Raw genomic sequence first — 13,249 nt, 5'->3', positions numbered from 1 at the left:
GGCTTTTTTCTCTCTTTGCCTGCTGCTACCGTCGAAGCCTGTCGCCAGTGAGGTGTATGTCCATGACTTCCGATCTTCCTTCCCTCGACTCAACGACGGACGTGGCAGCGTGGCTGCGCAAGCTCGCCGACATTGCCGTGACCGCCGTGCATCCGGACAGCTTGATACCCGACCTGCTGCCCGATCCCCCGCCGGGGCGCACCGTGGTAGTGGGAGCCGGCAAAGCCGCCGCTTCCATGGCCGCCGCGCTGGAGCGAACCTGGCAGGCGCGCTGCCCCGATGCGCCGCTCTCCGGTCTGGTGGTCACCCGCTATGGTCATGGTTCACACGGGCAGGCCGCCGAGTGCGGCTTGGTCGAGGTGCTCGAGGCCTCCCACCCCATGCCGGATGATCTGGGCGAGAAGGCGGCTCGGCGCATGCTCGAGGCAGTCGAGGGGCTCGCCGAGGAGGATCGCGTCATCGCGCTGATCTCCGGCGGTGGCTCGGCGCTGATGACGCTGCCGGCGGAGGGTATCTCGCTGGCCGACAAGCAGGCCATCAATCGTGAACTGCTGCGCTGCGGCGCGCCGATCGGCCAAATGAACACGGTGCGTCGCCACCTTTCGGCGATCAAGGGCGGGCGCCTGGCGGCGGCCGCCCATCCCGCCCAGGTGGTGACCTGGCTGATCTCCGATATCCCCGGCGATGTGGCAACGCAAATCGCCTCCGGCCCGACCCTGCCCGATCGCTCGACACCGGCCGATGCCCTCAGGGTGCTCGAGCGCTATGCCATCGAGGTGCCCGCGCACGTGCGTCAGCATCTCGAGCGGGATCGGTCCGCCCCATCGCCTGATGACGAAGCCTTCGAACGCGACGACAGCGTGATTCTGGCGCGAGCCCACGATGCATTGGATGCCGCCAGGCAGGCGGCGGAGGCGGTCGGTGTCACGGTGAGGGTGCTGGGCGACGACCTTGAGGGCGAGGCCCGCGAGCTGGGCCGCGCCCAGGCACGCATGGCGCTCGAGGCCCGTGAAGAGACCGATGCGCCGCTGCTGATTCTCTCGGGGGGCGAGACCAGCGTCACCGTGCGCGGCGAGGGACGCGGCGGACGAAACGTGGAGTACCTGCTGGGGTTGTTCGGTGCGCTCGAAGGCGAACCGGGCATCCACGCCCTGGCCATCGATACCGACGGCATCGACGGCTCCGAGGATAATGCCGGGGCGCTGTTCGCTCCCGATGATTGGGCCCGCGCCCGTGAACAGGGTCTTGAACCCGACGATTACCTGTCACGCAACGATGCGTATACTTTCTTCGAGACGTTGGATCGGCTCATCGTGACCGGACCGACCCGCACCAACGTCAACGACTTCCGTGCCATTCTGGTCTTGCCGAGGACACCATGACGCTGCCCCCCCACGCTCCCATCCACGAGCCCATCCGCCGCACCAAGATCGTCGCCACCCTGGGCCCGGCCAGCGACCGCGAGGGCGTGCTGGAAGCCATGATCCGCACCGGCGTCGACGTGGTGCGCCTCAACTTCTCCCACGGCAGCGCCGCCGACCACCGACGCCGGCTGATCGCCGTGCGCCAGATCGCCGAGCGCCTGGGTCGAAGTGTCGCCGCGCTGGGCGACCTGCAGGGGCCCAAGATCCGCATCGCCCGCTTCAAGGAGGGCGCGGTGATGCTCGAGGAAGGCCGGCCTTTCGTTCTCGACATGGGCATGGACACCGAGGCCGGCGACGCCACCCGTGTGGGCTGCGAGTATACCCAGCTGGCCGACGACGTCGCCCCGGGAGATCGCCTGTTGCTCGATGACGGCCGCCTGGTGCTCGATGTCGTGCGCGTCGAGGGCCGGCAGGTCCACACCACCGTGGTGACCGGCGGCAGGCTTTCCAACAACAAGGGCATCAACAAGCAGGGCGGCGGACTTTCCGCCCCGGCGCTCACGGACAAGGACCGCGCCGATCTCGAGACCGCCATCGAGATCGGCGTCGATTATCTCGCCGTCTCCTTCCCGCGTTCGGCTGAGGACATGCGAGAGGCGAGGCGTCTGCTCGGCGAGGCGGGCAAGGAGATCGGACTGGTCGCCAAGCTCGAACGTGCCGAAGCGGTAGCCGATGACGAGACGCTGAACGGTATCATCGAGGCCAGCGAGGCAGTGATGGTGGCCCGCGGCGACCTCGGCGTGGAAATCGGCGACGAGAAGCTGATCGGCATGCAGAAACGCATCATCAAGCGTGCCCGCACGCTCAATCGGGCGGTAATCACCGCCACCCAGATGATGGAATCGATGATCGACGCGCCGCTGCCTACCCGCGCCGAGGTGTTCGACGTGGCCAACGCTGTGCTCGACGGCACCGATGCGGTGATGCTTTCGGCCGAGACCGCCGCCGGCGACTACCCGGTGGAGACACTGGAGGCGATGCGCCGGGTATGTCTGGGAGCCGAGCGCGAGCGCATCGCTCAGGAGTCGGGCCACCGCATCCACGAGGGCTTCTCGCGCATCGACGAGACCATCGCACTGTCCGCCATGTACGCCGCCAACCACCTCACCGGGGTGGCCGCCATTGCCTGCATGACCTCGACCGGCTACACCCCGCTGATCGCCTCGCGCATCCGCTCGGGCTTGCCCATCGTCGGGCTCGCCCACAGCCCCGTTGCCCAGCGGCGCATGGCGCTCTACCGCGGGGTGGTCTCGCTACCGTTCGACACCACGGCGATGGCGGCCGGCGAGCTCAACGATCGCGCGTTGGCGTTGCTGGTGGAGAAGGGCATTGCCGAGCCCGGGGATCACGTTATCCTGACCCGGGGGGACCACATGAACGCCCACGGCGGGACCAATACCCTGAAGATTCTCGACGTGGCGGAGCGGCACTGTTCGCTCTGATTTTTGTATACAGAACAGCCGCTTTCTTGTGGTCAGAATGGGGGAAACATGCGAAGGTAAGCTCATGAGCAGAAGGTGAGAGAGCAGTCATGAGCACTACCTGGCAGGAGGAGGCGGCCGCCGAGACGCGTGCCGGTGGCCGTATCAGCGACCGCTTCATCGTCGACAAGGTGCGTACGGCGGTGCTGACGCAGCGCCTACCGCCCGGCACGCGCTTGCCGGAGGTGGCGCTGGGCGAGATATTCGGCGTCAGCCGTTCAGTGGTGCGCAAGGCGCTGACCCGCCTGGCCGCCGATCATGTGGTCAGCCAGCAACCCAACCAGGTGGCTCGGGTACGCGCTCCCAGCATCGAGGAAACGCGCGAGACTTTCGCCGCACGCCGCCTGGTGGAAGGGGAAGTGGCGGCTCTCCTGGCCGGCCGACTCGACAGTGCGCTGCTCGAGGATATCGCCATGCGGGTCGCGCACGAGGCCGAGGCGCATGCTCGCGGCGACGAGACGTCGCGCATCGAGTATTCGCTGGCCATCCACCACCTGCTCGCCGAGCATTCGCCCAATCGCGTGCTCGGCGCCATGCTCACCGACTTGATTCTGCGCACCTCCATCGTCATCGCGTTGTACAAGCGCGCCGGCCTGGCGAGCTGCTATTTGCCGCAGGATCATCCGGCGCTGCTTGAGCGCCTGCGTGAAGGTCATGCCGAGGGCGCGCGGCAATGCATCCACGACCATCTGCAGGCGCTCGAAGGTTTGCTCGACCTGCGCACACGTGAGACACGCATCGACCTGATGGCGATCCTGGGGCAGCGCGAGAGCGCGACCGACTAGCCCTGCAGTGTCCACCTGCTGCCCGGCGAATCCACGGAGGAGGTGACATGGACCACTTGCACGATACGTGGCGTGGGGGCGGATGGAACCAGGGGCTGGCGCCGCTGGTTCTGGCGTCGCTGTTGCTGAGCTGGCCGGGGCCGGCCCCGGCCTGGCCGTCAACCGCGCTCGAGCGCGTGCCGCTGGAGATAAGTGCCGACAGCGGGCACCATCGGTTGGAGGTGGAGCTGGCACGTACGTCCACCGAGCGGCAGAAGGGATTGATGGACCGCGACAGCCTCGCCCCCGATGCCGGCATGCTGTTCCTCTACCAGGAGCAGCAACCGGCCGAGGACGGCTTCTGGATGTACCGTACCCGCATTCCGCTGGATATCGCCTTCATCGATGCCGAAGGACGTATCGCGGCCCTGCATACCATGCAGCCGTGCCCTTCGCGCAATCCCTACGAGTGCCCGGTTACCGTGGCAGGCGTCGACTATCACGCGGCGCTGGAGGTCAACGCGGGCTATTTCGAGGCACATGGGATCGACGTGGGCGCCTGCGTGAGCTGGCCCGGAAGTCAGGACAGCTGCCATTCAACGCCCTAGGCTCTGTCTGAAAACGCCGCCTTTTCAGACAGAGCCTAACAGGGCCCGAAAGCGAATCACGATCAACCCCACCCCGGCGATGACCATGGCGCCACCGAAAACGATATGGGCATTGAGAGTTTCGCCCAATAATACGATGCCCAGTATCACCGCGCCCGCCGGCACCAGCAGGCTCAGCGGCGCCAGCCGGCTGACGGGGTGGCGGCGCAGCAGGCCGTACCACAGGCCGTAAGCGGCGATCGACGACATCACTGCGGTATAGAGCACCGCTCCCCAGCCGAACCAGCCGGCGTTGATCATGGCGCTCATCTGGTCCTGCTCGAACCACCACGAACCGAGTGCCACCTGAGGTACGGCAAATAGTGCCGTCCACCCGGCCAGGGTCATGGGGGCGAGATGGGGGCCTTTCTTGATCAGCAATTGCGAGACTGCCCAGCCAAGGGCGCTGACCAATAGCAGCGACATGGGCAGCGGCGAGGGCAGGCTGGGGCCGCCGGCAAGCACGACCACACCCCCGAATGAGAGTCCGAGCCCCAGCAATCGCTTGGCGCTGAGGCGTTCGCCCAGGAAGATGACCGCCAGCAGGGTGGCGAAGGGAGTGCCCATTTGTACCAGCAGCGCGCCGGTACCGGCCTCCGCCTGGCCCAGGCCAATGAATAGCAGGGCGAAGTGCAGAGTGCCGAAGGTCGCCGACAACAACATGAGGAAGGGCAACTGGTGGCGCGCCACGGGATGGAAGGGCACCAGCAGCGCCGCCACCAGCAGGAAGCGGAGGGTAGTCATCAATAGCGGCGGCAGCTCTTCGACGCCAAGCTTGATGACAATTATGTTAAAGGCCCAGATCGCTACGATCACGAGGCCCAATAGCAGGTCGCGCAGAGGCACGATAGGCTCCTTGGCGGATACGGCCGAGCGAGGGTAGCAGTACGGCACGCATGGGTCGTCCGATATCGTTAACGGACTACCATTCAACGCGTGACATCGTAGAATGTCGAGGCGTGGCGGTGCTCGTCGATGCCCGCCAAAGCGATAATCATGGCCGGTCCTGTGAGAACCGGCCTCAGCTGCAAGGACACGCCATGAAGTCTGCAAGCCGAATCACCCCTATTGCCGCGTTCCTGGCCGGTGCCGCTGTGCTGACCGCCTCGTTCACCGCTCAGGCACGCGAACTTTCGGTCTCCACCGTGCTCTCCGATGCCTTTCCCTGGGGACAGGCCGCCGAGAAGTGGGCCGAGCTGGTGGAGGAGCGCTCCGGCGGAGATCTCACTCTGCGCGTCTACCCCAATTCGCAGCTGGTCAACGGCGACCAGACGCGGGAATTCTCGGCCATGCGTTCGGGGCTGATCGACATGGCTGTCGGCTCGACCATCAACTGGTCGCCACAAGTGCCCGAACTCAATCTCTTCTCGCTGCCGTTCTTCATGCCCGATGAGGCAGCAGTGGATGCCGTGACCGGTGGTGCGGCCGGTGGGATGGTATTCGAGGCTATCGAGTCGCGCGGCGTGATTCCGCTGGCCTGGGGAGAGAACGGCTTCCGTCAGCTCTCCAATTCTCGAGGTCCGATCGACGAGCCCGGCGACCTCGACGGGCTGAAGATCCGTGTGGTCGGCTCGCCGCTGTTCCAGGACACCTTCACGGCGCTGGGAGCCGATCCCACCCAGATGAGCTGGACCGACGCCCAACCGGCACTGACCACCGGCGCCGTGGATGGTCAGGAGAATCCGCTCTCCGTGTTCGACGTGGCGCGCATCGATCAGGTGGGTCAGGAGTACCTGACGCTATGGAACTACATGAACGATCCGTTGATCTTCGCCGTCAATGAGCGGGTCTGGGAAACACTCTCCGAGGAGGAGCGCGACATCCTCCGCGAGACCGCCATCGAGGCGGGCGAGTGGGAGGTCGCCATGACGCGTGAGCAGGAGAGTGAGCGCCTGGCCGCTATCCAGGAGCGCGGCGTGAAGGTCACCGAGCTCACCGAAGAGCAGCACCGGGCCTTCGTCAACGCTACCCAGAGCGTGCACGACAAGTGGATTCCGCGTGTCGGCCAGGAGTTGGTCGATACCGCCCGAGAGGCCATCGAGGCACGTTGAATCCGCTTCATTTGTTGACCAAGCCTGATCCCGGCGTCGCAGGCGGCGCCGGGCCTGTTTTCGCGAGGCTTCGATGAAATTCTTCCCCGATGCCAGGCCGGAGCGATGGCTAGGCTCGCTGGCGCTGGCGATCATTTCGCTGATCAGTCTGGGCAATGTCATGACTCGCTATGTGACCGGCGGATCGCTGGCCTTTACCGAGGAGTTCTCGGTCTTTCTGCTGGTGGTGCTGACCTTTACCGGTGCCTCGGTGGCGCTGCGCCGCAATGGCCATATCCGCATCGGCCTGCTCGAACGCGCGTTACCGACACGGCTGCGCAAGCCGCTGATTCTTTTCCAGGGACTATGCGGAGCCATCGTGCTTGGACTGATCGTATGGTTCGGCGCCAAGCTGACCTGGGAGGAGTACCAGTGGGAGTCGCTGTCGCCGGGGCTCGGCTTGCCGCAATGGTGGTACTTGCTCTGGTTGCCGCTGCTGGCGGCGGCGATGCTGGTGCGGCTGGCCCAGCAGATTCGCGATCGCCTGAGCGGGAGGCTCGAGGATGAGCCCTGACCTGTGGATGATCCTTGCCTTCGCCGGGCTGCTGATCGCCGGCGTGCCGGTAGCCTTCTCGCTGGCGTTGGCGGGGGCGGTAGGCATCGTGACGGGCCTCTCCCCCGACATGCTGGCCACGCTCGGCACTAACACCTACAACAGCATCGCCAAGTATCCGCTGATTGCCATACCGCTGTTCATCATGACCGGCCTGATCTTCGAGCGGGCCGGGGTGGCGCTGCGCTTGGTGCGCTTTGCCCAGGCGCTGATCGGCCCCCGCCATGGCGGCCTGGCCTTGGTGGCGGTACTCGTCTGCATGATCATGGGCGGCATGAGCGGCTCGGGGCCGGCTGATGCCGCGGCAGTGGCCATGGTAATGCTGCCGAGCATGACCAAGGCGGGCTACCCCCGACCTTTCTCGGCCACGCTGATCGCCGCCTCCGCCTCCACGGCGATCCTGATTCCGCCCTCGGTGGCGTTGATCCTGTACTCCATCGTGGTGCCCGGCGTCGACCTGCGGGCACTGTTCGCCGCCGGGCTTTTCCCCGGTGTGCTTGCCGGTCTGGCGCTGCTGGTGCCGGCACTGCTGGTGTCCAGGCGCTACGGCTGGGAGGGTGGCGGGCGCATGCCCGAAGCCGAACGGCCGAAGATAGGGGAGAGCTTCAAGCAGGCGCTGCCGGCGCTGTTCGCTCCGGTGCTGATCCTCGGCGGTCTGCGCTCGGGGCTGTTCACGCCGACCGAGGCGGCGGTGGTGGCGGTGGCCTACGGCGCCCTGGTGGGACTGTTCCTCACGCGCGAGATCGGACTGCGCGAGTTGTGGAGCCTGTTCGGCGAGGCGGCAGTGATTTCCGGCGTGGTCATGCTGATCATCGCCCTGGCGGGCATCTTCGCCTGGGCCGGCACCATGCTTGGTACCTTCCGCCACCTGGCGGAGTGGATCATCGGCCTGTCCGACAACGGCGTGCTGCTGCTTATCCTGATCATGCTGGCGGTACTGCTCGCGGGCATGCTGCTCGATGCCATCTCGATTTACCTGATCATGATGCCGATCCTCACTCCGGTGATGCAGCACCTCGACTGGAACCCGGTGTGGTTCGGTATCCTGCTGGCGATGAACATCGCCATCGGCCAATTCACGCCGCCGGTGGCGGTCAACCTGATGGTGACCACGGAGATCGCCAAGATCCGGCTGGAGGAAACCCTTGGCTGGGCATTGCTGTTCGTGCTGGCCATGGCCGGCGCCCTGGCATTGGTGGCGATCTTTCCCGAAATCGCGCTGTGGCTGCCGCGAATTCTCGGCTACAACGTTTGATTCCGTGAGTCCAGGGTGCGCTTGAAGACCTCGGTACTGCCGGCGTCGAATAGCACGAAACGCACCTTTGCGATGCCGGGACAGCGAGGCAGCGTTTCGAGAACCGTGGCGAGCGCGATTCGTGCGGCCTCTTCGAGGGGGTAGCCGAAGGCGCCCGCGGACAGGGCAGGAAAGGCGATGCGGGAAAGCCCGTGCCGCTCGGCAAGCTCGAGAGCGTTGCGATAGCAATCGGCAAGCCGCTCCGCTTCCGGCCCGTCGCGGCCGTACACCGGCCCCAGGCAATGGATGACGTAGCGGTTGGGCAATTCGAAGGCGTCGGTAATAACGGCCTCGCCGGGCTCGATCGGCGCCAAGGGCCGACAGGCGCGGTCAAGCTCCGGACCGGCGGCGCGGTGCAAGGCACCCGCCACGCCGCCGCCGGGGCGAAGTTCGGCATTGGCGGCATTGACCACCGCATCCATGTCGGGTTGATGGGCGATGTCGCCCTGTTGACACTCCAGTCGGGTTGGCATGGGCGTGCTCCTCTTGGCTGTGGTTTCAGTCTGGTCGCGGAGAAAGCGTTAATTCAAGAACGCGTCGCCATGGCTTCGCTTGCCGCAGTGATGCAGCGACAGCCATCGTCATGCAATAATTCGCCGTTACGTTATGGGTTCTGGATCGTGGACGAGGTTATGCCAATACCTACCCGTTATGCGCCGTTGACCTTCGCAGCCCTCATGTCGATCTACATGGTCACGCTGATGACCTTCGTCATCACCTGGGTCAATACCGGGCTCGACGACGGCTTTCTTGCGCGCTGGTGGCGCGCCTTCTATATCGCCTGGCCGGTGGCCTTCGCACTCATCCTGATCGGTGCACCCCGCCTACAGCGTTTGGTTGGACGCTGGGTGCGCAAGGCTTGAGTAGGACGATGCGTTGCGATCTATCGTGTATGGCCTTGCCAGTACGACGCAAACGCCACTTGGCTCAACCATCTGGAGCCCGCCCTGGGAGAAAGCCATCTTTTTGAGGCCGGGTTTGCCGACATGGAAGGGGCCAAGCGTGAGCTCATTGCCAGGTTTTCTGAATCGCGACCCGAGGGGGAATGGGGGGGCGGTGGCTCATGACCCATGCCGTAACGGCATTAACGCACACTAAACGAAGTGGGCGACTAGACTACAGCCAGTTGAAAAAGACCCATCATCGAGACGTTTTTTTCGCTAAAGTAGTGGGGAGCGGTAATGACCGCCGGCCAGAGCGTGCACGCCTGGCTACCAGGGATCTTGCTTTCAGCAATGAAGATTAGCCAATAACGTCAAGAGGTGTGTTCATGAAACGCCATGCTTTTTCCGCGGCTGCCTTCTCCGGGGCCCTGCTGGGTGCCGCCATGGTCTCGGCGCCGGCCGTGGCCCAGGAGAACTTCATCACCATCGGTACCGGGGGGCAGACTGGGGTCTATTACGTCGTGGGACAGTCCGTCTGCCGCATGGTGAACCGTGGCAGCGACGAGCACAACATCCGCTGTAACGCGCCGTCCACCGGCGGTTCCGTGGCCAACGTCAACGGCATGAAGAGCGGTGAGCTCGACATGGGCGTGGTGCAGTCCGACGTGCAGTATCGTGCCTATCATGGTGAAGACAACTTCGAATCCGACGGTGCCTGGGAGGACATGCGGGCCGTGTTCACGATGCATGGCGAACCGCTGACCGTCGTGGCGCGCGCCGACTCCGGCATCGAGCACTTCACCGACCTCGAGGGCAAGCGCGTCAATATCGGCAACCCGGGTTCCGGTCAGCGCAACACCATGAACGTGGTGATGGAGGCCATGGGCTGGGATACCGATACCTTCTCCCTGGCTTCCGAGCTGGATGCCGCCGAGCAGGCCGCGGCGCTGGCCGACAACAACGTAGACGCCATGGTCTACGTGGTCGGTCACCCCAATGGTTCCATCCAGGAAGCCACCACCACTATCGACGCGCGTATCGTTCCGGTTACCGGTGACGAGATCGATGCCCTGGTCGAGGAACATCCGTACTATACCCGCTCGGTCATTCCCGGTGGCCTGTATCGCGGCAACGATGAGGATGTCGAGACCTTTGGCGTCGCGGCGACTTTCGTCACCCATGCCGACCTCGACGAGGAAATCGTCTACCAGACCGTCAAGGCCGTGTTCGACAATTTCGATCGTTTCAAGCGCCTGCACCCGGCGTTCGAGAACCTCAACGAGGAAGACATGATCTCCGATGGCCTGACCGCACCGCTGCATGAAGGCGCCGAGCGCTACTACCGTGAGCGTGGCTGGATCGATTAAGCCATCGCAAGGGGAACTCTCCCCTCTGTTGCAGGATGCGCGGACCTCTGGGTCCGCGCATCTGTTTGAACCCACCATGCGACGAACCCGATGAACAGGCGTATTCTCAAACCAACAGTGATGGTAGGGCAGGACGGCAATGACTGACGAAAAAACGAATACGCGACAGCCCGAGGTCGACCTCGAGGACATGGTCGCCTCGAGCGACAGCGGAGCGCGAAAGCCGCTGGGCACGCCTGGCAAGCTGCTGGTGAGTGTGGCGGCCGTCTGGTCGCTTTTCCAGCTTTGGATCGCATCGCCGTTGCCCTACATCTTTCGCTTCGGGGTATTCAACGCCACCGAAGCGCGCTCGATCCATCTGGCTTTCGCTACGTTCCTGGCCTTCATGGCCTATCCCGCGCTCAAGCGCTCTCCGCGCGACCGTATTCCGTTGCAGGATTGGGTGCTGGCGTCGATCGGCGCCTTCTGTGCGCTCTATATCTTCCTCTTCTATAACGAGCTTTCGCAGCGTCCGGGTGCGCCGATCCTGCAGGACGTGATCGTCGGGGTCGTTGGCATCCTGGTGCTGCTCGAAGCCACCCGCCGGGCGCTGGGACCACCGCTGATGGTGGTGGCGTCGGTATTCATCATCTACACCTTGTTCGGCCCCTACATGCCGGGCATTCTGGCCCACCGTGGAGTCAGCCTGTACGGCCTCATCAACCATCAGTGGTTGACCACCCAGGGGGTGTTCGGCATCGCCTTGGGTGTCTCCACCAGCTTCGTGTTCCTGTTCGTGCTGTTCGGTGCGTTGCTCGACAAGGCCGGCGCCGGCAACTACTTCATCAAGGTCGCCTTTTCGCTTCTCGGCCATTACAAGGGCGGGCCGGCCAAGGCCGCCGTCGTCGCCTCGGGCATGACCGGCCTGATCTCCGGTTCCTCCATCGCCAATACCGTGACTACCGGCACCTTTACCATACCCATGATGAAGCGAGTCGGTTTCTCAGCCGAGAAAGCCGGCGCCGTGGAGGTGTCGTCATCGGTAAACGGCCAGATCATGCCGCCGGTCATGGGGGCCGCGGCCTTCCTGATGGTAGAGTACGTCGGCATTTCTTACGTGGAGGTGATCAAGCATGCCTTCTTGCCGGCGCTGATTTCCTATATCGCGCTGATTTACATCGTGCACCTCGAGGCGCTCAAGGCCGACCTGAAAGGACTGCCGTCGAGCAACCCGGCACGGCCATTGCTCAACAAGGTGATCGGTTTCCTGACCGGTTTGCTGCTGCTGATGGCGCTCTCGTTCGCCGTCTATTACGGCCTGGGTTGGCTTAAGCCGGTGTTGGGCGATGCCACGCCCTGGGTCGTCGCCGTGGCGCTATCCATCCTCTACGTGGGGCTGCTCAAGTTCGGCTCCTACTACCCGGAGCTGGAACTCGACGACCCGAACTCCCAGGTGGTCACGCTGCCCCAGACCCGCCCCACCGTCATGGTGGGTCTGCACTACATCCTGCCCGTGGTGGTGCTGGTCTGGTGCCTGATGGTCGAGCGCCTGTCGCCGGGGCTGTCGGCCTTCTGGGCCACGGTGTTCATGATTTGCATCATGCTCACCCAGCGCCCCATCATCGCGGTGTTCCGCGGTCGCGGGCGGTTGGCGGCCGATCTCAAGGAGGGGTGCCTCGACCTGTGGGAGGGACTGGTGGCAGGGGCACGCAACATGATCGGCATCGGCATTGCCACCGCCACTGCGGGCATCGTGGTGGGTGCGGTGTCCCAAACCGGTGTCGGGCTGGTGCTGGCCGACGTGGTCGAGGTCCTGGCCATGGGCAACCTGATGCTGATCCTGCTGTTCACCGCGCTGCTCAGTCTGATCCTGGGCATGGGCCTGCCCACCACCGCCAACTACATCGTGGTCTCGGCCCTGATGGCACCGGTGATCGTGCTGTTGGGCCAGCAGAATGGCCTGATCGTGCCGCTGATCGCAGTTCACCTGTTCGTGTTCTATTTCGGCATCATGGCCGACGTGACGCCACCGGTGGGGTTGGCGTCGTTCGCCGCGGCAGCGGTGTCAGGCGGCGACCCGCTGCGCACCGGCTTTCAGGCGTTCTACTACAGTCTGCGCACGGCGGCGCTGCCGTTCCTCTTCATCTTCAATACCGACCTGCTGCTGATCGAGGTGAGCTGGTTGCAGGGGGTGGTGATCTTCGTCATCGCCACCATCGCCATGCTGATCTTTGCCGCCGGTACCCAGGGTTACTTCCTGGTGCGCAATCGTTGGTACGAATCGATTCTGCTGCTGCTGGTGGCCTTCACTCTGTTCCGCCCCGGCTTCTGGATGGATCGTATCCACGACCCCTACGAGTCGGTGCCGCCTGAGCAGTTCGCTCAGGCGCTGGCCGATGTGGACCACGGCAGCCAGCTGCGCGTGCAAATCTCTGGCGAGGACAAGTTCGGTGCCCCCATGACCACGTATGTCCTGGTGCCGGTGCCGCGTGGCGATACGCCCGAGGAGCGCATGGAGCGACTCGGCATGGAGCTATGGACGGAAGACGGTCGGACTACTGTCGATTTCATCGAGTTTGGCGGAACGGCGGCGGATCTCGGTTTCGATTTCGACCAGGAAATCGTCGAGGTACTAGCGCCGGTGGATCGCTGGGCGAAGGAATGGATGTGGATTCCGGGCTTCCTGGTGTTCGGCCTGGTCGTGCTGTTGCAGCGGCGGCGGCGCTTGCAGCAGCCGTCCACCGCCAGTGCGGCCTGAGGAGGGGA

Annotated in this window: 12 protein-coding genes; 10 read left to right on the top strand and 2 right to left on the bottom strand. The window is 64.4% G+C overall.

Annotated features, from left to right (window positions below):
• The first annotated feature begins 56 nt into the window (after window positions 1-56).
• From F0A17_RS07535 to F0A17_RS07520, 4 genes are all read left to right on the top strand, one after another.
• Window positions 57-1,382, top strand: coding sequence for a glycerate kinase type-2 family protein (locus tag F0A17_RS07535; RefSeq protein ID WP_149327738.1), 1,326 nt, complete (start codon window positions 57-59; stop codon window positions 1,380-1,382).
• Window positions 1,379-2,866, top strand: coding sequence for a pyruvate kinase (gene pyk / locus F0A17_RS07530; RefSeq protein WP_149327737.1), 1,488 nt, complete (start codon window positions 1,379-1,381; stop codon window positions 2,864-2,866). The genes F0A17_RS07535 and pyk overlap by 4 nt, the downstream gene beginning before the upstream one ends.
• 89 nt (window positions 2,867-2,955) lie before the next feature.
• Window positions 2,956-3,690, top strand: a complete 735-nt coding sequence (locus tag F0A17_RS07525) for a GntR family transcriptional regulator (RefSeq protein ID WP_149327736.1) — start codon at window positions 2,956-2,958, stop codon at window positions 3,688-3,690.
• A 47-nt stretch (window positions 3,691-3,737) separates the two neighbouring features.
• Window positions 3,738-4,277, top strand: a complete 540-nt coding sequence (locus F0A17_RS07520; protein ID WP_149327735.1) for a DUF192 domain-containing protein — start codon at window positions 3,738-3,740, stop codon at window positions 4,275-4,277.
• A 24-nt stretch (window positions 4,278-4,301) separates the two neighbouring features.
• On the opposite strand, the gene F0A17_RS07515 is transcribed toward F0A17_RS07520, so the two are convergent.
• A complete protein-coding gene (locus tag F0A17_RS07515; protein ID WP_149327734.1) occupies window positions 4,302-5,162 on the bottom strand; it encodes a DMT family transporter in 861 nt (286 codons plus the stop codon).
• A 194-nt stretch (window positions 5,163-5,356) separates the two neighbouring features.
• Between F0A17_RS07515 and F0A17_RS07510 the strand changes: the two genes are divergently transcribed.
• The 3 genes from F0A17_RS07510 to F0A17_RS07500 all read left to right on the top strand — a co-directional run bounded on the left by F0A17_RS07510 (window position 5,357) and on the right by F0A17_RS07500 (window position 8,214).
• Window positions 5,357-6,367 (top strand): DctP family TRAP transporter solute-binding subunit, encoded by a 1,011-nt coding sequence (locus tag F0A17_RS07510; RefSeq protein WP_149327733.1) that lies wholly within the window; start codon window positions 5,357-5,359, stop codon window positions 6,365-6,367.
• Window positions 6,368-6,440: 73 nt separating this feature from the next.
• Entirely contained in the window at window positions 6,441-6,920 is a 480-nt protein-coding gene (locus F0A17_RS07505; RefSeq protein WP_149327732.1) for a TRAP transporter small permease, read from the top strand.
• On the top strand, window positions 6,910-8,214 hold the full coding sequence (locus F0A17_RS07500) for a TRAP transporter large permease (protein ID WP_149327731.1): 1,305 nt from the start codon (window positions 6,910-6,912) through the stop codon (window positions 8,212-8,214). The genes F0A17_RS07505 and F0A17_RS07500 overlap by 11 nt, the downstream gene beginning before the upstream one ends.
• Here F0A17_RS07500 and F0A17_RS07495 read toward each other — a convergent pair.
• Window positions 8,202-8,726, bottom strand: a complete 525-nt coding sequence (locus F0A17_RS07495) for a macro domain-containing protein (RefSeq protein ID WP_149327730.1) — start codon at window positions 8,724-8,726, stop codon at window positions 8,202-8,204. The genes F0A17_RS07500 and F0A17_RS07495 overlap by 13 nt on opposite strands.
• A 159-nt stretch (window positions 8,727-8,885) precedes the next feature.
• Here F0A17_RS07495 and F0A17_RS07490 point away from each other — a divergent pair, with 159 nt between their 5' ends.
• The 3 genes from F0A17_RS07490 to F0A17_RS07480 all read left to right on the top strand — a co-directional run bounded on the left by F0A17_RS07490 (window position 8,886) and on the right by F0A17_RS07480 (window position 13,241).
• Window positions 8,886-9,116 (top strand): DUF2798 domain-containing protein, encoded by a 231-nt coding sequence (locus F0A17_RS07490; RefSeq protein WP_149327729.1) that lies wholly within the window; start codon window positions 8,886-8,888, stop codon window positions 9,114-9,116.
• A gap of 407 nt (window positions 9,117-9,523) precedes the next feature.
• A complete protein-coding gene (locus F0A17_RS07485) occupies window positions 9,524-10,504 on the top strand; it encodes a TAXI family TRAP transporter solute-binding subunit (RefSeq protein WP_149327728.1) in 981 nt (326 codons plus the stop codon).
• Between the two features lie 139 nt (window positions 10,505-10,643).
• Window positions 10,644-13,241, top strand: coding sequence for a TRAP transporter permease (locus F0A17_RS07480; RefSeq protein ID WP_149327727.1), 2,598 nt, complete (start codon window positions 10,644-10,646; stop codon window positions 13,239-13,241).
• Window positions 13,242-13,249 lie beyond the last annotated feature (8 nt).

The organism is Billgrantia pellis, from assembly GCF_008297955.1.
GTDB classification, from domain to species: domain Bacteria; phylum Pseudomonadota; class Gammaproteobacteria; order Pseudomonadales; family Halomonadaceae; genus Halomonas; species Halomonas pellis.
The sequence above is the reverse complement of the archived record's forward strand: the minus strand, read 5'-3'. Positions and strand labels throughout refer to the sequence as shown.